The organism is Streptomyces sp. LN549 (assembly GCF_043203805.1).
GTDB lineage: Bacteria > Actinomycetota > Actinomycetes > Streptomycetales > Streptomycetaceae > Streptomyces.
In genome coordinates this window covers 106,014-129,185 of record NZ_JAZHRI010000002.1, presented here as the reverse complement: position 1 = coordinate 129,185, position 23,172 = coordinate 106,014, and the positions used below count along the sequence as shown (strand labels likewise).

Below are 23,172 nucleotides of genomic sequence, written 5' to 3'. Positions count from 1 at the left end.
GGTCATGTCGTGCCCGCATGTTTTCATATCGCTTTCATATGGCTGTCGTGAATCATCGGTGGACTGCCGCGTGGTTCGTCTCTGATTCGTGAAGAAAGCCAAGTGCCTTGCCGGGTGCCTGAGTCGGCAAGGATCCCGGCGCTGCCTAATGCCATGGGTGCCGCGATGCACCCCTGGGATTTCACCAGCCCGTTGTCGGCGATGGCTGCTGCACCGGCGTGCTCGGCTTCAGCCTGCCTTCTTCGTCCCCCCGAAAAACTCTCCCCAAAGGTGTGACTCGGCATGCGTGAAAACAGCTCTATCCCCTCGCACACGGATCCCGAAGAGTCCTTTGGGATTACTGCGGCTCAACAGGGCGTCTGGTACGGACAACTGGTCGATCCGGACAGTCCGAAGTACAACATCGCGGAGTGCTTCGAGATTCGTGGAGGCCTCGACGAGCTGTTGTTCGCCGCAGCGCTCGACCGGGCTGTGGCCTTGTGCGACAGCCTCAACGTGGAGTTCGTTGTCAGTGACGAGGCAGTCCGCCAGCGTGTAGTCCGTCGCTCCCCGGCCGGGATCAGCCGGCTCCGCGTGGTCGACCTGTCCGACGCCGAGGATCCGGTCGGGGAGGCCGAGCGCTACCTGGTCGACGACATGGCCGCCGCCCACGGGCTCGACGCCCCGCACCACCACTTCGCGTTGCTGCGTCTCGGTCCCCGACTGCACTACTGGTACGTGCGCTTCCACCACATAGTCGTCGATGGCCTCGGCGGTTCCGTCTTCGCCCGCACCGTGGCCGACCTCTACGGGCGTGCCGTGCGAGGCGAGAAGCTCGCCGAAGCCGAGCTGCCCACCGCACCCCTGCGCGATCTCGTTGCCGACGAGATGGCCTATCTCGGCTCGGAGCGGTACGAGGCCGACCGTGTCTACTGGACCGACCGGTTCGCGGACCTGGTCACCGACCGCACCGTGGGTCCGGCCGGTGCCGGGGGCGAAGCGGACCCGCACGGTGGCCGGGTGCTCATCCGCCGACGCACCGATGCTCCGCCACCGACGGTCCTCGACGGGCCGGACATCCGGCTGCACACCGGCGAGACGCTGCCCGTCACCGTCTTCGACAGCCTGCGCCGACTCGCCTCCGCCAACCGCACCACCTGGAGCGCCGTCCTCGTCAGCGCGGTCGCCGCATACGTCGGCCGGGTCACCGGAATGCAGGAAGTCACCCTGGGCCTCGCCTCCAACGGCCGGCCCGGCGGAATGCGGCACATCGTCGGCATGACCGCCAACATCCTGCCTCTGCGCCTGACCGTGGCAGCCGACATGACAGTCGGCGATCTCGTCCGGGCCGTCGCCGCCGAAATGCGCGGCGCCCTGCGGCACCGCCGATTCTCCCGTGAACAACTCGCCCGTGAACTGAACATGGCCGACGACGCGGCCCGCCTCGCGGGTGTCGTCGTCAACATCATGGGCTACGACTACGACCTCGACTTCGCCGGCAGCCCCGGCGCCTCCCGCGTGCTGTCCATCGGGCCGGTCGACGACCTGTCCCTGTTCGTCTCCGAACGGGCCGTCGGCAAAGGGCCGCTGATCGGGTTCGACGCCAACCCGGAGCTGTACCGTCCCGAGGACGTGCGGCTGCACCAGCAGGCTGTCGTCTCCTTCTTGTCGGCTCTGGCCGACGCCGATGCCGACACCCCCCTGCACGACCTGCCGTTCGTGGATGAGACCGCCGCCGAGACCCTGCTTGCGCAGGGGCGCGGCACCGCGCTGTCCGCGGAAGCCGTGGCCGCGAGCCTGCCGGAGGCGTTCGGCGCACAGGCACGCCGGACGCCGGACGCGCCGGCGATGGTGGACGGCACCGTCACGCTCTCGTACCGGGAGCTGGCGCAGTCGGCGGAGGGGCTGGCGAGTGCCCTGGTGGGCTGGGGCGTCGGTGCCGAAGACGGCGTCGGCGTCCTCGTGGGCCGTTCGGCGGCCGTGGTGTCCGCCACGCTCGGCGCCGTCGGCGCGGGAGCGGCGTATGTACCGATGGACCCTGCCTGGCCGGCCGAGCGGCTCGCCCGCGTTGCCGAGGCCGCCCACGTCCGTGCCCTGGTGGTCGACGAGGCCACCGCCGATCACCCCTGGGTGCAGGAGACGGCCGACCTGCCGCTGATCGTCGTCGACGCTCTCGGCGGCATTTTACGAGGCGCTCCGCCAGGACCGGCCCCACTGCCGCGCCTGACCCGCGGCGACCGACTGGCCTACGTGATGTTCACCTCCGGCTCAACCGGCCTGCCCAAGGGCGTCGGCGTCACCCATGCCGATGTGCTCGCGCTGGCGGCCGACAACACCTGGAAGGACGGCGTGTGCGACGCGGTGCTGCTGCACTCCGCGTACGTCTTCGACGCCTCCACGTTCGAGATCTGGGTGCCGCTGCTGAACGGCGGCTGCGTGGTTGTCGCACCCAGTGGTGTCGTGGAGGCACGGGTGCTCCACGACATGGTGCACCGGCACGGTGTCACCGCGCTCTTCCTGACGACGGCGCTGTTCAACGTGGTGGCCGAGGCGGATCCGACGGCGTTCGTCGGGCTGCGCATGGTCGCCGCGGGGGGAGAGGCCGCGACCCCGGACCTGATGCAGCGGGTGGCCGCCGCGGCGCCCGCGACGCTCGTCCTGCATGTGTACGGCCCGACGGAGACCACGACCTTCACCGCCCGCCACCCCGTTGCTGCCGGCACCGCGGGCGTGCCGCCCATCGGCCGGGCCCTCGACGGGATGAGTCTGTACGTGCTGGACAACTCGCTCGGCATGGTGCCGCCCGGCGTCGTGGGGGAGCTGTACGTGAGCGGTCACGGCGTCGCTCGCGGCTACCAGAGGAGTCCCGCGCCGACTGCCACCCGGTTCGTCGCCGATCCCTACGACACACGCGGTGGCCGCATGTACCGCACCGGCGACCTCGTGCGCTGGACCGCGAGCGGCGACATCGAGTACGTCGGGCGCGCGGACGGTCAGATCAAACTCCGCGGGTTCCGCATCGAACCGGCCGAGACGGAGAACGTCCTGCTCACCGATCCGGATGTGCACGGCGCCTGCGTCGTCGTCCGCGAGGACATACCCGGCGACCGCCGACTCGTGGCCTACGTCGTGCCCGCCCCCGGCGCCCGGCCGGACGATTCCGCCCTTGCCCGCCGTGTCGGGCGCGCCCTGCCCGCGTACATGGTGCCCTCCGCGTTCGTAGCCCTTGACGCGCTGCCCCTCAACACCAACGGCAAGGTCGATCGCGCCGCCCTGCCTGCCCCCCGCGCCGTCGCCACCACGGGCCGCGCACCGCGTACCGCCTACGAGGAGGTCCTGGCCGGCCTGTTCGCCGATGTCCTGGGTGTGACCGAGGTCGGAACCGACGACAACTTCTTCTCCCTGGGCGGCCACTCGCTTCTCGCAACCCGCCTCACCGGCCGGGTGCGGACCGCCCTGGGCGCCGAACTCGGCCTGGGCACGCTCTTCGACCACCCCACCGTCACCTCCCTGGCCGCGGCTTTGGACTCCACCGCGGCGGCCCGGCCCGCCCTCTCCCCGCAGCCACGGCCCGAAGCAGTACCCCTGTCCTTCGCGCAGCAGCGCCTCTGGTTCCTCAACCGGGTGGAGGGCCCCGGTGACACCTACAACATTCCGCTCGTCCTCGAACTCGACGGTCCTCTGGACACGGACGCCCTGCGCGGTGCCCTCGCGGACGTGGTCGTGCGCCACGAGAGCCTGCGCACCGTCTTCGCCGAACACGACGGCATCGCCCGTCAGGAAGTCCTTGCTGCGGACGCTGCCGCAACCCTCGTCCCTCTCGTCGTCGAGCACCCCCCGGCTGAGGAGACCGCAGACGTCTGGGCTGACGAAACGCTGCGCCGCCTGACCACCACGCCCTTCGACCTCACGGCCGACACCGCCGTCCGCGCCCATCTGCTCCGCCTGGGCCCCGCCCGCCACCTCTTGGTCCTCGTCCTCCACCATGTCGTCGCCGACGGCTGGTCCCTCGCCCCGCTCAGCCGTGACCTGGGCACCGCCTACCGCGCCAGGAGCGAGCGCACGGGCACGCCCGACTGGGCCCCGCTGCGCGTGCAGTACGCCGACTACGCCCTCTGGCAGCGCCGGCTGCTCGGTGACGACGGCGACCCGGACAGCCTGGCCGCCTCCCAGCTCTCCTTCTGGAAGGGCGCGCTGCAGGGCGCCCCCGAACTGCTGGACCTGCCTCTCGACCGGCCCCGTCCGGTCGTGCCCAGCCATCGGGGCGGCGCCGTTCCTTTCGAGCTGCCCGCCCCCGCGCATGCCGCACTCATCCGGCTCGCCCGTGCTGCCGGCTGCACCCCCTTCATGGTGCTCCAGGCGGCTCTCGCCGTGACACTGCAGGCGCACGGCGCGGGCTCCGACATCCCGCTGGGCACCGCGGTGGCCGGACGCACCGAAGAGGCACTCGACGATCTGGTCGGGTTCTTCGTCAACACAGTCGTGCTGCGTGCTGACCTGTCCGGGGACCCGACGTTCCGCGAACTGCTCGACCGGGTCAAGGAATTCGACATCGCCGCCCTCAACCACGGCGACCTACCCTTCGAGCGGATAGTGGAGGCACTCAATCCTGAGCGGTCCGGCGACCACCACCCCCTCTTCCAGACCATGCTGGTCCTTCAGAACCAGGAGCGGGCGGCCCTCGATCTGCCGGGCGTCACTGTTCGTGACAGGTCCCGGCACCGCGGGGGCAGCAAGTTCGACCTGACGTTCTCGCTCACCGAAGTCACCGAAGTCACCGAAGTCACCGAGATCACCGAAGCCGCAGAGAGACCGGTCGGGAGACCCGCCGAGGCTCCCGGGCCCGGTGGATCCACCGACCCGGCAGGACGCGCAGCCGCGGCCCCCCGGCACGGCGCCGGAGGCATCGGCGGTTACCTGGAATACGCCACCGACCTCTTCGACGCCGCCACCGCCCGCGCCTTGTGCGCCCGGTTCGCCCGCGTCCTCACCCTGGCCGTGACCGAACCCGGCCTGGCCGTCAGCGATCTGGACCCGCTGGCCCCGGGGGAGCGGGACCGTCTCCTCGCCCAGGGGTGCGGCGCGAAGCAGCCGCTGCCCACCCGAACCGCCCCAGAAGCGGTCCGGGAGCAGGCCGTGCGTACGCCGCATGCCGTCGCTGTGCGCGACGCGCACACGCGCCTCACCTATGCCGAACTCGACGCCCGCGCCGACGCTCTCGCCCACGTCCTGCGTGAGCGCGGCGCGGGCCGCGAGAACAGGGTGGCCATTGCCGCACCGCCGTCCGTGGACACTGTCGTCGCCCTGCTGGCCGTGCTGCGGGCCGGCGCCGCCTACCTGCCCGTCGACCCGCAGTATCCGCCCGCCCGCATCAGCCACATGCTCGACGATGCCCGCCCCGTCCTGCTGCTCACCACCAGGGACGTTCAAGCGGGCCTGCCCACCTGCGACATTCCGTGGCTTGCCCTCGACGGCCAGGAGGCCCGGCCCACGCGCCCCACCGGGCCCCTCCCGGCCCCACCCGGTCCGGCGGACCCCGCGTACGTCATCTACACCTCGGGCTCCACCGGCCGCCCCAAGGGTGTGGTCGTGTCGCATGCAGCCCTGGCCAATCACATGGCCTGGATGGCACGGCACCTGGCGATCACTTCGGACGACCGGGTCCTCTCACGCACCTCCTCCAGCTTTGACGCCTCCGTGTGGGAGTTGTGGCTCCCGCTGATGAACGGCGCCGAAGTCTGTGTGCTGCCGGACGGCGCGAACACGGAACCCCGCACCCTGGTCTCCTGGATGAGCCGGTTCGGTGTCACCGTCGCGCAGTTCGTGCCGTCCCACCTGACCCTCGTCCTCACCGAGGCGGCACACGCCGCGCCGCTGCCCGGCCTGCGCGCTGTGCTGTGCGGCGGCGAGCCGTTGCCGCGCACCCTCGCCGACGACGTCGCCGAGCTGTGGCGGGCCGAGGTGCACAACCTCTACGGGCCGACCGAGGCGACCATCGACGCGGCCGCCCACCGCGTGGCCGGCCGGGAGCCCAGTGGGCAGGGGGAAGGCACGCCGTACGAGACCGTGCCGATCGGCCGCCCCGTCGACACCATGCGCGCCTACGTTCTGGATGGCCGGCTGCGACCCGTACCACCCGGTGTCACCGGCGAGCTGTACCTGTCGGGTCCCAACCTCGCCCGCGGTTACCTGGACCGCCCGGGCCTGACCGCCGCACGCTTCGTCGCCGACCCGTTCGACGGCACGGGCGCACGGATGTACCGCACGGGCGACCTCGTGCGGTGGAACCGCCACGGTCTGCTCGACTTCGTGGCACGCAGCGACGACCAGGTCAAACTCCGCGGATTCCGGATCGAGCTGGGCGAGGTCGAGGCCGCGCTTCTTGCGTGCCCCGGCGTCACGGCCGCCTGCGCCGTGGTCCATGAGGACATGGCCGGCGGGCGACTTCTCGTCGCCTATGCCGTCACCGGCGACCCGGCCCTGCGGCCCGTCGCCCTGCGCGATGCCCTCGCAGAGACTCTGCCCCATTACACGGTGCCCGGCGCCGTCGTCATCCTGGACGACCTTCCGCTCCTGCCCAACGGGAAGGTGGACCGGCGAGCCCTGCCGGAGCCGTCGGCGGGGTCCGACCCCGCCGACGGAGCGGGGCTGCGCACCCTCCAGGAGGGACTGCTCGCCGGCATCTTCGCCGATGTCCTGCAACGGCCCCTCGTGAACCCGCACGACAGCTTCTTCGACCTCGGCGGGCACTCGCTCCTCGCCATGCGAGTCGTGAGCCGCGCCCGGGCCGTCCTGGGTGCCGAGATCGCCGTCCGCACCCTCTTCGAGCACCCGACCGTCGCGGGCCTGGCCCGCGTCCTCGACCTGCAGGGCCGCGCCCACCCGCCGGTGGTGCCCGCCGCAGAGCGGCCCGATCCGCTGCCGCTCTCCTTCGCCCAGCAACGCCTGTGGTTCCTGAACCGGCTCGAAGGCCCCAGCTCCGCCTACAACATCCCGCTCGTCCTCGAACTCGACGGCGCCCTGGACACGGACGCCCTGCGCGCCGCCCTGCGCGACGTCGTGGAGCGGCACGAGGCGCTGCGCACCCTGTTCCCCGAACGCGACGGCGTACCGCATCAACTGGTCCTTCCGGCCGACGCGGTGACACCCCACCTGCCTGTCGTGAGCACGGCGCCCGCAGACCTGGAGGCGGCCGTCCTGGCCGCCGTGCGTGAACCGTTCGACGTCGTCACGGACCCGCCGCTGCGGGCCCTGCTGCTGCGCTCCGCCCCCGGCCATCACGTCCTGGTGCTCGTCCTGCACCACATCGCGGGCGACGGCTGGTCCCTCGCCCCGCTCGCCCGTCACCTCGGCGAGGCCTACGCGGCCCGTCTCACGGGCCGTGAGCCCGAACCCGCGGCCGGCACCCCGCTCCAGTACGCCGACTACACCCTCTGGCAGCATGCCGCCCTGGGCGACGGCATCGCACCGCGGAGCGTCCTGCGTCGGCAGCTCGACCACTGGCACACCGCCCTCGCGGGCCTTCCCGGGCTGATCGACCTGCCACTGGACCGGCCGCGCCCGGCCACCACCGACCCGAGGGGAGCCGTCCACACCTTCGACGTACCGCCTCCTTTGTACGCTCAACTCCTGCGTCTGGCACGTGAGTCCGGCAGCAGCCTGTTCATGGTGCTCCAGGCGGCGGTGGCCGCCCTGCTGCACCGCCACGGCGCGGGCGACGACATCCCCCTCGGCTCGCCCGTCGCCGGCCGCACGGACGAGGCGCTGGAGGACCTGGTCGGCTTCTTCGTCAACACGCTCGTCCTGCGCACGGACCTGTCCGGCAACCCGACCTTCCTCGAACTGCTCCAGCGCGTCAGGGAGTTCGACCTCGCCGCTTATGCGCACCAGGAGGTTCCCTTCGAGCGCCTCGTGGAGAGCGTCAACCCCGTCCGGGCACGCAACCACCATCCGCTGTTCCAGACCATGCTGGTCCTCCAGAACCAGGAGACCGCCCGCCCCGACCTGCCCGGTCTCACGGTCGTGGACCGGCTCGTCCACAACGGCCTGAGCAAGTTCGACCTCACCTTCGCCTTCAACGAGGAGCGGGGCGAGGCAGGCCTCACCGCCGGAATCGAGTACGCCACGGCACTCTTCGACCGCTCCACCGTCGCAGCACTCGCGGACCGCCTGATCCGGCTCCTGGAGCGGGCGGCCGCCGAGCCCGCACTGCCCGTCGCGAGCCACGACCTCATGACGCAGAGCGAGTACGCTCGTGTCACCCGATGGGGAACCGGCCGCGGCCTGCCCGCCTCCGACACCGCCACCCTGCCCGCCCTCTTCGCGGCACAGGCGCACCGCACACCGGACGCAGTGGCCGTCGCCGGCGACGGCACGACCCTCACGTACGCCGAACTCGACCGGATCTCCGCCGATCTCGCCGGCGCCCTGGCGGGCCTCGGCATCGCCCCGGAGTCAGGGATCGGTGTGCTGCTCACCCGGTCGCCGGCCGTGGTGTCCGTGTCGCTCGGCGCGGTCCGTGCGGCCGGCGCCTACGTCCCGTTGGACGCGCGCTGGCCCGGGGAGCGGCTCGAACAGGTCGCCGGGGTAGCGGCCGTGCGCGTCCTCATCGTCGACGAGGACGCCTTCACCTCCCCATGGGTGGCCGCAATGGCCCAGCAGGTACCGGTCGTCGTCGTGGACCGGCTCGGCCGGATCCTCCGGGGCGCGCCGGAGCAGCCGGGCCGCCCCGCTGCCGTGCCGGGCCCCGGAACCCTCGCCTACGTGATGTTCACCTCCGGCTCGACCGGTCTGCCCAAGGGTGTCGGGGTCACGCACGCCGACGTGGTGGCCCTGACGGCCGACTCGGCCTGGCAGGGCGGCGCCGCCGACGCGGTACTCATGCACTCGGCGTACGTCTTCGACGCCTCCACGTTCGAGATCTGGGCCCCGCTGCTGCGTGGCGGCAGGGTCGTGATCGCACCGGAGGGCGTCCTGGAGGCCGCCGTCCTCGGCGATGCCGTCCATGAGCACGGAGTGACCGCCGTCTTCCTGACGACGGCCCTGTTCAACGTGATCGCCGAGACCGATCCGGGCGCCTTCGCCGGTCTCCGGCTCGTCTGCGCCGGTGGCGAACTGGCCTCCCCGGACGCGATGCAACGAGTGGCCGGCACAGCGCCGGGCGTGCGCGTCCTCCACGTGTACGGACCCACCGAGACGACCACCTTCGCCACCCGCTACGACGTGGCGGCCGGCCTGCCGTCGGGCCCGCCGCCCATCGGACGGTCCCTGGACGGCATGCGCAGTTACGTCCTCGACGGCTCCCTGGGCCCGGTCCCACCTGGCGTGGTGGGCGAGCTGTACCTCGCCGGCCGCGGCGTGGCGCGCGGATACACCGGGCTTCCGGGCCTGACAGCCGCACGCTTCGTTGCCGACCCGTTCGACGCGAGGGGCGGGCGCATGTACCGCACCGGAGACCTCGTCAGGTGGACCGATGACGGGCAGATCGCCTACGTCGCCCGCGCGGACAACCAGGTGAAACTGCGCGGTTACCGTATCGAACTCGGCGAGATCGAGGGCGTGCTGGCCTGCTGCGACGGCGTCGCCGACTCGTTCGCCGTCGTCCGCGAAGATGCGCCCGGTGACCGACGGCTCGTGGCGTACGTGGTGCCCGCCACCGGGGCACGTCCCGACTCCGCCGATCTCGCCCGGGCCGTGGGCCGGTCCCTGCCCGCATACATGGTGCCCTCCGCGTTCGTCCTGATCGAGGCGCTTCCGCTGACCCTCAACGGCAAGGTGGACCAGCGGGCCCTGCCGGTGCCCGCGCACGATGCTCCGGTCCGCGGGCGCGCCGCCCGCACCGCGCGCGAGGAGATCCTCTGTGCACTCTTCGCTGACGTGCTCGGCCTCGACGCGGCGGGCGCGGACGACGACTTCTTCGACCTGGGCGGCCATTCCCTGCTCGCTACCCGGCTCGCCGCACGCATCCGTACCGCGCTCGCCGTGGAGATCCAGGTCAGGTCAGTCTTCGAGCACCCCACTCCCGCCGCCCTCGCCTCCGCTCTGAACGGCGCCGAAGAAGCCAGGGCCCCGCTGGAGCGGGCCCGGCGGCGACCGGAGCCGCTGCCGCTGTCCTTCGCCCAGCAGCGCCTGTGGTTCCTCAACCGGCTCGAAGGTCCCTCCGCCACGTACAACGTGCCGATGGTGCTCCGCCTGGACGGCCCGCTCGACGCGGACGCCCTGCAGAACGCCCTCGCGGACGTCGTCGAACGCCACGAGAGCCTGCGTACCGTGTTCCCCGAGACCGACGGCGTGGCGCGCCAACTGGTCCTCGACGCCAGTGGCGCCGACCTCGACCTGACGCCCCGGGACACCGACCCCGACTGCCTCGACGAAGTCCTGACCGCCGAGGTGGCGCACACCTTCGACGTGAGTGCCGAACTGCCCGTACGGGCCCGGCTGCTGCGGCTCGGCGCCGAGACCCATGTTCTCGTGCTGCTCGTCCACCACATCGCGGGCGACGGCTGGTCCCTCGCCCCGCTCGCCCGCGACCTCGGCGACGCCTACCGGGCACGCGCCGAGGGCGAGGAGCCGTCCTGGACGGAACTCGGCGTCCAGTACGCCGACTACACCCTGTGGCAGCGCGCCCTGCTCGGAGCCGAGGACGACCCCACCAGCCAGGCCGCCCGCCAGCTGGACTTCTGGCGCACCGCACTCGCCGACGCCCCCGACCTGCTCGCTCTGCCGTACGACCGGCCGCGCCCTGCCGTCACCACGTACCGCGGCGACGCGTTCGCCTTCCCCGTCGACGCGGATACTCACCGGGCACTCGCGGATCTCGCCCGAGCCCGCGGATGCAGCCTCTTCATGGTGCTCCAGGCGGCCCTGTCGGTGTTCCTGTCCCGGCACGGCGCCGGTGAGGACATCCCGCTCGGCACGGCCGTCGCCGGACGCACCGACGAAGCCCTCGACGACCTGGTCGGCTTCTTCGTCAACACCCTCGTCCTGCGCACCGACCTGACCGGAGACCCCACCTTCGCCGAAGTGATCGACCGGGCACGAGAGTTCGCACTGGCTGCCTACGCCCACCAGGACGTGCCGTTCGAGCGGCTCGTGGATGCCCTCAGCCCGGCACGGGCGCAGAACCACCACCCGCTGTTCCAGACCATGCTTGTCCTCCAGAACCAGGCGGACACCGCCGTCGGCCTCCGCGGTCTCACGGTGACGCAGCAGCCCGTGCACACCGGAATCAGCAAGTTCGACCTGACCTTCACCTTCACCGAGACACACGACGGCGCAGGCCGACCCGCCGGCCTCGGCGGAGTCCTGGAGTTCTCCACCGAACTGTTCGCCCACACCACCGCCCACGCCCTGGCCGCGCGCCTCACCCGTCTGCTTGCCCTGCTCGCAGCCGACCCCGGTCTGCGTGTCCACTCGGTCGGCGTTCTGGACACGGCGGAGCAGGAGAGCCTGGAGCGGGCCTCGCACGGCCCGGTCCGGCCCCTGGCGGCGCGCACGGCGTCCGCGGCGTTCCGCGCACAGTCCGCCAGAACCCCCGAGGCGATCGCTGTACGGGATGGCTCGCACCGGCTCACCTTCGGTGAACTGGACGCACTATCCGACGACTTGGCGAACCACCTGCACGACCGGGGCATCGGTCGCGGTGACCTCGTCGCCCTTGCCCTGGAAGGCACCGCCGACCAGGTCGTCGCGATGCTGGGGGTGGTCAAGGCGGGGGCCGCCTACCTGCCGGTCGACCTCGAATACCCCGAGGCCCGGATCACCTACATGCTCGACGACGCCCGCCCGGCGCTGCTCCTCACCCACGGCACCGCCCGCGCCGCCCGGTACGTCCCGTCCGTGCCCTGCCTCGCACTCGACGACCGGGCCGCATGGTCCACCGGGCGCGCGGCACCGCCGGCCGCCGCGCCGGACCCGCTCGACGCCGCGTACGTCATCTACACCTCGGGTTCCACCGGCCGCCCCAAGGGTGTCGTCGTCACCCACGCGTCCCTGGTCAACCACATGGCGTGGATGGCCGGCCACCTCGGCCTCACCGACGAGGACCGGGTCCTGGCACGTACCTCGCCGAGCTTCGATGCCTCGGTCTGGGAGACCTGGCTGCCGCTGCTGCACGGCGGCTCCACCTGCCCCGTGCCGCCGGCGCTCAACCACGACCCGGCCGGACTGCTGGCCCGCATGAGCGAAGCGGGCGCGACCCTGGTGCAGTTCGTGCCCTCGCACCTCTCGCTCGTCCTCACCGAGACCGGTCCCGACGAGGCGCCGACGACCCTGCGGGCCGTCCTGTGCGGCGGTGAACCCCTGCCCCGGTCCCTGGCGGCGCGCGTGGGGCAGGCCTGGCGGGTCGAGGTGCACAACCTGTACGGCCCCACCGAGACGACGATCGACGCCACCGCCCACCTTGACAGCGGCGGGGAGGCGGACACCGTCGCGGTGGAGGGGGGCGTGCCGCTCGGCCGCCCTGTCGACAACACCCGGGCCTATGTCCTGGACACGGGGCTCCGGCCGGTGCCGCCGGGTGTCACCGGTGAGCTTCACATCGCGGGCGACGGACTCGCGCGTGGCTACCTGGGGCGCCCCGGCCTGACCGCCGTGCGATTCGTCGCCGATCCGTACGGCCCCGCCGGGAGCCGCATGTATCGCACGGGCGACCTCGTCCGACGGGGCGCCGACGGCCTGCTCACCTACGTCTCCCGCGCAGACGACCAGGTCAAGCTGCACGGCTTCCGTATCGAACTCGGCGAGATCGAAGCCGCGCTCACAGCGCTCGACGGCATCACCGCCGCCTGCGCCCTCGTCCGCGAGGACCGGCCGGGCGAGCGGCGCCTGGTTGCCTACACCGTTCCCGACAGGCGCGGCGGCGCCGCGAGTCCGGACGCCGGTGAACTGCGCACCCGACTGGCATCGGCCCTGCCGCCCTACATGGTGCCGGCCGTCTTCGTCACCCTCGACGCGCTGCCGCTCCTGCCCAACGGCAAGACCGACCGCCAAGCTCTGCCCGTCCCGGAGCGCCCTGCCGCCACCAGGCCGGGCGGGCAGCCGCGCACCGCGCAGGAACGCGTCCTGTGCGACGTGTTCACCTCCGTCCTGCGTAGCCCGTCCGTCCGCACGGACGACGACTTCTTCGCGCTCGGCGGCGACAGCATCCTCTCCATCCAACTCGTCAGCCGCGTCCGCGAGGCCGGGCTCGGGATCACCCCTCGCGACGTGTTCGTCCACCGCACCCCCGAGGCCATCGCGGCCGTCGCCACCGCACTCGGTCAGGACGCCGCCGCACCGGCCGAAATGGGCACCGGAGAAATGCCGCCGACGCCCATCGCCGCCTGGCTCCTGGAGCGGCCCGGCAACACGGACGGCTACAACCAGTCCGGGGTGCTGCGGACGCCCGCGGGCGCCGAAGAGGACACGCTCGTCGCCGCCCTCCAACTGCTCATCGACCACCACGACATGCTCCGTCTGCGAGTCAGCCGTCCGGCCGGAGGCGAACCCGTCCTCGAAGCCCTGCCACCCGGCGCCGTGCAGGCCCGCCGCCACTTCACCCGGGTCGACACAGCCGGCCTCGACATGGAAGCCGCCCGCGCCGCCGTCACCGAGGCGGGCGAACAGGCGCGCAGCCGTCTGCGGCCCGCGCACGGGGACGTGATCGAGGCCGTCTGGGGCGATGCCGGGCCGCACGCCCGCGGGCGTCTGCTGCTCGTCGTGCACCACCTGGCCGTCGACGCGGTCTCCTGGCGCATCCTCGCCACCGACCTGGCCCGCGCATGGCAGACGGTCACGGAAGCCGCGGACAGGGGCGAGCACCCCGTTCCGGCCACGGCGCTGCCCGCCGTCACCACGCCCTACAGGGCCTGGGCGCACCTTCTCGCTTCCCAGGCGCGCGGGGCCGGCCGGGAAGCCGAACTCCCGCTGTGGCAGAGCGTGCTCAGCACGCCGGACCCGCAGCTGGGATACCGGCCGCTCGACCCCCACCTGGACACCGCTGACGGGACCCGCACCCTGGTCACACACCTGCCCGCCACCTGGGCGAAGTCCCTGCTCACCACCGTCCCCGGCGCGTTCCATGCCGGAGTGGACGACGTCCTGCTCACCGGCCTTGCCCTGGCCGTCTGCTCCTGGCGGGCGGACCGGGCCACCCGCCTCGGCGGACCCCGGCCGGAAGGCACCACCGTCCTCCTCGACCTGGAGGGGCACGGCCGCGAGCAGATCGCCGACCACCTCGACCTGTCCCGTACGGTCGGCTGGTTCACCAGTCTCTACCCGGTCCGGCTCGATCCCGGACCCGTCGACGCCCGCGACCCCGGACGCTTCGACGGCGCACTCGTCGAACGCGCCGTCAAGCGCGTCAAGGAACAACTGCGGACCGTGCCCGACCACGGCGTCGGCTACGGAATGCTGCGCCACCTCAACACGGCGACGCGCTCCCGTCTGGCCATCGCGGCCGAACCCCAGATCGGCTTCAACTACCTCGGACGGTACGCCGCTTCGCCGGAACCCGCGGATAACACCGAAGGCGCCGACTGGGACGTCCTGCTCGACGGCGGCGGGCCACGAAGCCAGGACCCGGACATGCCCGTGCACCACGTCATCGACATCAACGCACACACCGAGGACCTGCCCGACGGCCCGCGCCTGGTGACCCGCTGGACCTGGCCCAGCGACCTTCTCAAGGAGGAGGACGTGGGCGCTCTCTCCGAGGCGTTCGTCCGCGCGCTGCGCGCCATCGCGGAACACGCACAACGACCCGACGCGGGCGGCTACACGCCGTCCGACCTTCCCCTGGTCTCGCTCGACCAGGCACAGATCGACCGACTGCAGAACAAATGGGGTGGCCGCAAGTGACCGGGTTCCGACTCGAAGACGTACTTCCGCTGACGCCGCTCCAGGCCGGCATGCACTTCCACGCCCTGTACGACTCGCACGCCGTCGACGTCTACACCGCGCAGTTCGTCTTCGACCTCGAAGGCCCCGTCGGCGTTCCCGCGTTGCGCGCCGCCATCGGCACCCTGCTGCGCCGGCACGCCAACCTACGGGTCGGATTCCTCCACGAGGACCTGGACGAGGCGGTACAGGCTGTCGCCGCCGAGGTTCCCGTGCCGCTGGAGGAACGGGACCTGACCGCTGCGGGAGGCACCGGCACGACGGAGGAACGCCTCACCGCCTTCCTCGCCGCCGACCGCACCCGCCGCTTCGACCTGACCACTCCGCCGCTGATGCGGTTCACACTGCTGCGCACCGCGCCACAGAGCCACCGCCTCGTCATGACGAGCCATCACATCCTCTTCGACGGCTGGTCGATGCCCCTCATCGTGCGGGAACTGTTCCAGCTGTACGCCTCGGAGGGCGACGACAGCGCCCTGCCGCGCGTCACCCCTTATCGCACCTACCTCCACTGGCTGGCGCAGCAGGACCGCACCGCCGCTCTGGAGGCCTGGTCCACAGCCCTGGCCGGAATCGAGGTTCCGACCCTGCTTGCGGGGCCCCGCGGCGCGGGTGCGCCCGACTCCGCAGAACTGCCCGAAACGCTTGTCCTCGACCTGGACGCGGCCACGACGAACCGGCTCCGCGAGACTGCCCGCGCCCACCGGCTCACTCTCAACACTCTGGTCCAGGGTGCCTGGGGTCTTGTGCTCGGGCACCTCACCGGACGGCCCGACGTCGTGTTCGGCGCCACTGTGTCCGGTCGGCCGCCGGAGATTCCCGGCATCGAGTCGATGGTCGGCCTGTTCATCAACACCGTGCCGGTACGGCTGCGCACCACGCCCGGCGAAACCCTGGCCGCACTCCTGGCCCGGCTTCAGGAGGAACAGGGCCGCCTCCTCGGCAGCCAGCACCTGGGACTGACCGAGATGCAGGGTGTCACCGGCCTGGACGAACTCTTCGACACCCTGACCGTGTTCGAGAACTACCCTATGGACGACGAGGCCCTGCGCACCGCGCAACAGGGACTGCCCGGGCTGGTCGTCACCGGATTCAGCGGCACGGACGCGGCCCACTACCCCCTCACTCTCACCATCGCGCCGGGTGACGCCCTGAGGATCACCTTCGGATACCGGGCTGCCGTCCTGGACCGCGAAGAGGTGGCCCGCACAGTCGCCCGCATGCGACGCCTGCTGACGGTGATGGCCCAAGGGCTCGACTGCCGCGCCGACGCCGTTCCCCTCCTCCTGGACGGCGAGCGCGAGACACTGCTCTCCCAGGGAATCGGCGCCGGACTGCGCCGCGAAGCGGGGGAGCTGAGCATCCCGGACGCCGTGGCCGAGCGCGCGGCCCGGCACCCGGACGCGGTGGCCGTGTCCGGCGCGGGCGAGCAGTTGACCTACCGGCAGCTCTGTGACCTCTCGGACGATCTGGCCGGCGCCCTGACCGGGCGCGGGACCAAATTCGAGGACGGCGTCGGCATCCTCGTGGCCCGCTCGACCGCCACGGTCACCTCCTCCCTGGGCGTCCTGCGCGCAGGTGCCACCTACGTGCCACTCGACCCGCGCTGGCCCACCGAACGGCTCAACCGTGTGGCCGAGGTGGCAGCCCTGCGGGTCCTGATCGTCGACGAGAGCGCCCGTACACACCCCTGGGCACGTCAACTGGACCCGGACATAACCGTGCTGACCGTCGACGCCGCAGGCCGCGTACGGCACGGAGGCCCGGACACCCCCGGAGCCCTCCCGACTGTCACGGGCGGCACCCGGCTCGCGTACATGATGTTCACCTCCGGTTCCACCGGACTGCCCAAGGGCGTGGGCGTCACCCACGCCGACGTGACAGCCCTCGCGGCCGACCGGAACTGGGCCGAAGGCACGGCCGACGCCGTCCTGCTGCACTCGGCGTACGTCTTCGATGCCTCCACCTTCGAGATCTGGGCCCCCCTCCTCAACGGCGGCCGCGTCGTCGTGGCGCCCGAGGGCACGCTCCAGCCCACCGTGCTCCGGGACCTCGTCGCCCGGCACGGCGTGACAGCGGCGTTCCTGACGACAGCCCTGTTCAACGTAATGGCCGAAACCGACACGGATGCCCTCGGCCTGCTGCGTCTGGTCGCCACCGGAGGCGAGGCCGCCGCGCCCGGCGTCCTGCAGCGCCTCGCCACCGCCCACCCGGACGCGGTCGTCCTCCACGTCTACGGACCCACCGAGACCACCACCTTCGCCACTGCCCACCGCGTGCGCCCCGACGACGTCCCCGGCGGCGCGGCTCCGATCGGCCGACCGCTCGACGGCATGCGCGCCTACGTCCTGGACGCGGCGATGAGGCCCGTGCCGCCGGGCGCCGAAGGGGAGTTGTACGTCGCGGGCGCCGGTGTCGCCCGCGGATACCTGGGCCGGCCCGGCCTCACCGCCACCCGGTTCGTCGCCGACCCGTTCGCCGGCACCGGGGCACGCATGTACCGCACCGGCGACCTGGTGCGCTGGGGCATCGACGGCACCCTGCACTACCTGGCCCGGGCGGACCAGCAGATCAAACTGCGCGGCCACCGCATCGAACCCGCCGAGATCGAGACGGTGCTCCGCGCCGACCCGTCCGTGGGTGACGCCTGCGTACTGGTCCGCGAGGACCTGCCCGGCGACAGGACCCTCACCGCCTACGTCGTCCCCGCCCCGGGACAGACCCCGGAACCCGGGCCGCTCGCCGCGTACGTCGCACTCCACCTGCCCGCCTACATGGTGCCGGCCGTCATTCAGCCCGTCGACGCGCTGCCGCTGACCCCCAACGGCAAGCTCGACCGGGCCGCCCTGCCCGCACCCGCCACCCCGTCCGGCACAACGGGCCGGACGCCGCGCAGCGCACTTGAGGAGATCCTCGCCGGACTCTTCGCCGACGTGCTCGGCGTGCCACGCGTCGGCGTCGACGACAGCTTCTTCGCCCTGGGCGGCCATTCCCTCCTTGCCACCCGGCTCGTGGGCCGCGTCCGCACCGTCCTGGACACCGAGACCGAGATCCGCACCCTCTTCGAGAACCCCACCGTCGCCGCACTCGCCACCGCCCTGGAGAACGAGAACCGCCCTGCCCGCCCCGCACTCGTCCCCCAGGAGCGCCCTGCCACGATCCCGCTGTCGTACGCCCAGCAGCGCCTGTGGTTCCTCCACCGGCTCGAAGGCCCCTCCGCCACGTACAACATCCCCTTCGCCGTACGCATCGACGGACCGCTCGACACGGACGCCCTGCACCGGGCCCTGGGCGACGTCGTCCGCCGGCACGCAGCCCTGCGCACCGTCTTCCCCGAGCACGACCACGGACCGCACCAGCACATCACCGCCCCGGACGACGTCCGCCTTCCGTTCGCGCTGGAAACCGTCGATGAGCACAAGGCCGCCGACCGGATCAGAGCCGCCATGGCCGAACCGATCGACATCGAGCACCGCCTCCCGCTCAGGGCGACCCTGCTTCGCCTGGCCGACGACGCCCACGTCCTGGTGCTCGTGATCCATCACATAGCCGCCGACGGCTCGTCCCTGGCACCCCTGGCACAGGACCTGCGCGCCGCCTACCGAGCCCGGGTCCGCGCACAGGACCCCGCGTTGACCGCGCCGCCCGTCGACTACGCCGACCACACTCTCTGGCAGCGCCGCCTGCTCGGCGACGAGCACGACCCCGAAAGCGTCGTCTCACGTCAACTCGCATACTGGAAAGACGCGTTACGCGGTCTTCCGGAGATCATCGAGCTGCCTTGGGACCGGTCCCGGCCGGCCGTGCCCCGGCACACGGGAGCCACCTACGACTTCGCCGTCGACCGCACCACCTCGCGACAGCTCGCGGACCTCGCCCGTACCAGCGGATGCAGCCTCTTCATGGTGCTCCAGGCCGCCCTGTCGACCGTGCTGTCCCGGCACGGCGCCGGCGACGACATCCCGCTCGGCACGGCCGTCGCCGGGCGCACCGACGAGGCGGCTTCGGACCTCGTGGGCTTCTTCGTGAACACGCTCGTGCTGCGCACGGACCTGACGGGTGACCCGACGTTCCGCGAACTGCTGGCCCGCGTGCGGGAGTTCGACCTCTCCGCGTACGCGCATCAGGACGTTCCGTTCGAGCGTCTGGTGGAGCTGCTCAACCCCGCACGCTCGCAGAGCCACCATCCGCTCTTCCAGACCATGCTCATCCTTCAGAACCACACCGCTGCCGCCGCCATCGACCTGCCCGGCCTCGCGGTCAGCGGCGTGGCGGTCGACGCCGGGGTGAGCAAGTTCGACCTGTCGTTCACCTTCACCGAGACGTACGACGACAACGGCGCCCTCAGCGGCATGCGGGCCGCCGTCGACTACGCCACGGAACTCTTCGACGCGACAACGGTCCACGCCCTCGCCGACCGGCTGGTTCTGCTTCTCGGCACCGTCGGCGCAGACCCGGATCGCCCGCTGCACACGTACGACGTGCTCACACCCGCCGAGCGCACCCGCCTCGCCGACTGGGGGACCGGGCCTGTCGAGGAGCTGCCCGGGTCGACGCTTCCCGAGCTCTTCGAGCAGTGGGTACGGCGCACCCCCGGGGCCCCGGCGGTCCGCGACGCGGACACCACCCTCACCTACGACGAACTCGACGCCCTCGCAAGCACCCTCGCCGACCACCTCGCCGCACAGGGCATCGGCCCCGAAGACCGGGTGGCCGTCGCGCTGCCCCGCACGCACCACCTCGTTGTTGCCCTGCTCGCCGTCCTCAGGACGGGTGCGGCATACGTGCCCCTCGACCCCGACTACCCGGCCCAGCGCCTGTCCTACATGCTCGATGACGCCCGGCCGCGTCTGCTGCTCACCACCCCCGCCATCCACCGCCGCCTCCCCGCATCCCCTGTGCCGCACCTCTACGCCAACGAGCTCGGGAACAGCTCCACGACGGGCGCGCACTCCGCTGCCCGCACCGCTCCCGCTCCGTCCCCGGACCCGGCGAACCCGGCGTACGTCATCTACACGTCGGGTTCCACCGGCCGCCCGAAGGGCGTCGTGGTCACCCATCGGGGCGTCGGTGCCATGGCCAGGACCCAGAGTGACCGGCTGCGCGTCACCCCGGGCAGCCGCGTGCTGCACATGGCGTCCGTCAGCTTCGACGCGGCGTTCTGGGAGCTGTGCATGGGCCTGCTCTCCGGGGCCTGCCTGGAGATCGACGAACGCGAAGCTCTGCTGCCCGGCCCCACCCTCGCCGCTCTGGTCCGCGAGCGGGGCATCACCCACCTCACCCTGCCGCCTGCCGCACTCGCGGTGATGCCGCCCGGATCGCTGCCCGCCGGCACCACGATGGTCCTGGCCGGCGAGGCGTGTGCACCGGCCCTGGTGCACGCCTGGGCGCGGGACCGTTTCCTCGTCAATGCGTACGGCCCGACGGAGACCACCGTCTGCGCCACCATGAGCACGTTCCAGCACGCGGACGGTCCGCTCGCCCCCGACCGCACGGTCCCCATCGGCGCCCCCGTCAACGGCACTCGGGTCCATGTCCTGGACCACCGGCTCGAACCCGTGCCGCCCGGCGTGGTCGGTGAGCTGTACGTGTCCGGTGACGGAGTCGCCCGCGGGTACCACGACCGTCCCGCTCTGACCGCGTCCCGTTTCCTGGCCGACCCGTTCGACCGCGCGGGGGGCCGCATGTACCGCACCGGCGACCTGGTGCGCTGGACGACGGACGGGGAAATCGTCTACGTCTCCCGAGTCGACGACCAGGTCAAACTCCGCGGGTTCCGCATCGAACCCGGTGAGATCGAAGCGGCGCTCAATACCATGCCCGGTGTGGCCGCGGCCTGCGCCGCCGTCCGGGAGGACCGCCCCGGCGACCGGCGCCTGGTCGTGTACACCGTGCCCGCGGACGGTGCGCGGGGACCGGACGAGGGCGAGGTGCGCGCGCACCTGGCCGCTACCCTGCCCGACCACATGATCCCCGCCGCCCACGTCAGTCTCGCGGCTCTGCCCGTCACCCCCAACGGCAAGACGGACCGCCGCGCTCTGCCTGCGCCCCACCACGCAGCACCGGCAGGAGGCCGTAAGCCCGGCACCGCGCGCGAACGCGCCCTGTGCGAGGTGTTCGCGGAGACGCTCGGTGTGCCCGAGGTAGGTGTCACGGACGACTTCTTCACCCTGGGCGGTCACTCGCTGCTGGCCGTGACTCTGGCCCGGCGGATCGGGGAACGGTGCGGCCGGCGCCCCTCCCTGAGGGCCCTGTTCGCTGCGCCCACCGTCGAAGGCGTTGCCCGGTTGCTGGGAAGCGAGGCGGGGGAGGAGCCCCGGCAGGAAGCGGCTACCCCGGACCTCGCTGCCGAAGTCCGGCTGGCATCGGACATCTCCAGGACGGGGCGTGAAACCACGGCCCCCGCACGCAGGCCCTTGCGCCCCTCCGCCCGCCCTCTTCTGACCGGCGCCTCCGGCTTCCTCGGCGCCTTCCTCCTGCGCGACCTCATCGAGACGACCGGCGGCCCCGTCGACTGCCTCGTACGGGCCGAGGACGACCATCGCGCGGCACACCGGCTGCGGGCCAACCTGGAGCGTTACGGCCTGTGGCGCCCCCGGTACGCGGACCTGATCCGCCCCGTCCCGGGCGACCTCGCCGCCCCGGGCCTCGGGCTCTCACCCGCGGACCGCACCGCCCTGGTCCGCCGCCTCGGCCCCGTCCTCCACAACGGTGCACGCGTGAACTTCGCCGCCGCATACGGTGATCTGCGCGCCCCCAACGTCGCCGGCACCGAGGAGCTGCTGCGCCTGCTCGCCGACTCGGCCTCACCCGGGATGCACTACATCTCGACCACCGGCGTGTACGCCCCGGCCTCCGGCCCCCGCCCCGTCACGATCACGGAGTCGACCCCGACGGGCCCCTCTCCCGCCCTGCCGGACGGGTACGCACAAAGCAAGTGGGTCGCCGAGCAACTCATCGGCCTGGCCCATGAACGCGGGCTGCCGGTCACCATCCACCGGCCCGGCCGCATCAGCGGCGACACCGCCACCGGCGCTTGCCAGGACCGCGACCTCCTCTGGCAGCTCGTCAAGGGCTGCCTCCAAGCGAGCGCGGTCCCGGACCTGCCGTACGGGTCGACCGACTGGGTCCCCGTGGACTACGTCAGTGCCGCGGTCGTGGCCCTCTCCCTATCCGGCCGGACCGGTGCGGAGACGTACCACCTCACCAACCCGAATGCGCCGGGCCTGGACCAGGTCTTCGAAGCGGCCGCCCTCCTCGGGCATGACCTGCGAACCGTTCCCGCGGCGCAGTGGCGGGCCCGTGTGGCGTCGCAACCCGACAACGCGGCGCAGCTGTTCCTCGGCGATGAGGGACAGACCCGGCACGAGGCGACGGACCGGCGCCTCTTCGACTCCCAGCGGACAGCCGCGGCCGCAGCGGCCGTGGGCGTCCGTCAGCCACCGTTGACCGACGAGATCCTGATCCGTTATCTGACGTACTTCCACGGATCAGGCTTCCTGCCTACTCCGGGGGTACCGGCCACGTCCTAGCCTGCGGTATCCCGCCTCCTCGGTTCCCGGTTCCGCGGCGGTGCCGGCTGCGGGGGCAGTCACCGACCGCAGCGGCAACCTGCGAGCACCACTCCGGTGACCCGACCATGCCTTCCGGATGTCGGCATACAGGACCCTCGTGAGCTCGGGCGGCTCCGCGGGCAGCGGCACGGCGAAAACAGCCTCGTGCTGTACGTGCCCTGCATGCAGCGGGAAGTTGGAGGGCCCGCAGCGCCTGGGCGGTGGGCCCTCCAACTGCTGCAGAGAGGATCGGACATGACCTCGGACCACGACATGCTGTGGCGTTGCTGCGTGTACCTGGGTCGCGTCCTGCTGCCACTACTGGACCAGGAGCCGTGGCGTCACGATCGCCGCCAAGAGCGGCTGCAGTCCTGGGGCATCGACACGGCGGTGGGGCAACGGCTCATTGAGGTCTTCGCGGCCTTGGCCGCCCACGCTGTCGCGGTCGACGCTTCCTTGTCCGCAGCAGAATTCGGGACTCTGCCCCTCAGCGCCGCGGCCGACGCGGCGACCGGCAAGCGCGACTTCGAACTACTTGCCGGGCTCCCGGACGCTTTCGCCGACGGCCACGACGAAATCGCTGTCAAAGTCTTCCGCCTAAACGCCTACAAGGGAGGCCGGACCAGTCTCCAGTCCATCGGCTGAGCACGGAAGTGCGCCATACGCTGACCATCCTCGCCGCTCGTGAGCCGGTGCCGTCCCCCACGTGCGCAGACATCTTCCGCCTGGCGGACAGGGCCAACCTGCCGCAGTGAGCACACCA

The 23,172-nt window shown here is 72.0% G+C and carries 3 protein-coding genes; all 3 read left to right on the top strand.

The annotated features are described in order from the left end of the window. The first annotated feature begins 282 nt into the window (after positions 1-282). The 3 genes from SH922_RS00595 (at position 283) to SH922_RS00585 (ending at position 23,054) form a co-directional block, all read left to right on the top strand. Positions 283-14,817, top strand: coding sequence for an amino acid adenylation domain-containing protein (locus SH922_RS00595; RefSeq protein ID WP_393053226.1), 14,535 nt, complete (start codon positions 283-285; stop codon positions 14,815-14,817). Beyond that, positions 14,814-22,388, top strand: a complete 7,575-nt coding sequence (locus SH922_RS00590; RefSeq protein ID WP_393053223.1) for an amino acid adenylation domain-containing protein — start codon at positions 14,814-14,816, stop codon at positions 22,386-22,388. Before SH922_RS00595 ends, SH922_RS00590 begins: the two co-directional genes overlap by 4 nt. A gap of 276 nt (positions 22,389-22,664) precedes the next feature. Continuing rightward, the gene (locus tag SH922_RS00585; RefSeq protein ID WP_393053220.1) at positions 22,665-23,054 is read left to right on the top strand and encodes a hypothetical protein; all 390 of its coding nucleotides are present in this window, start codon (positions 22,665-22,667) and stop codon (positions 23,052-23,054) included. Positions 23,055-23,172 lie beyond the last annotated feature (118 nt).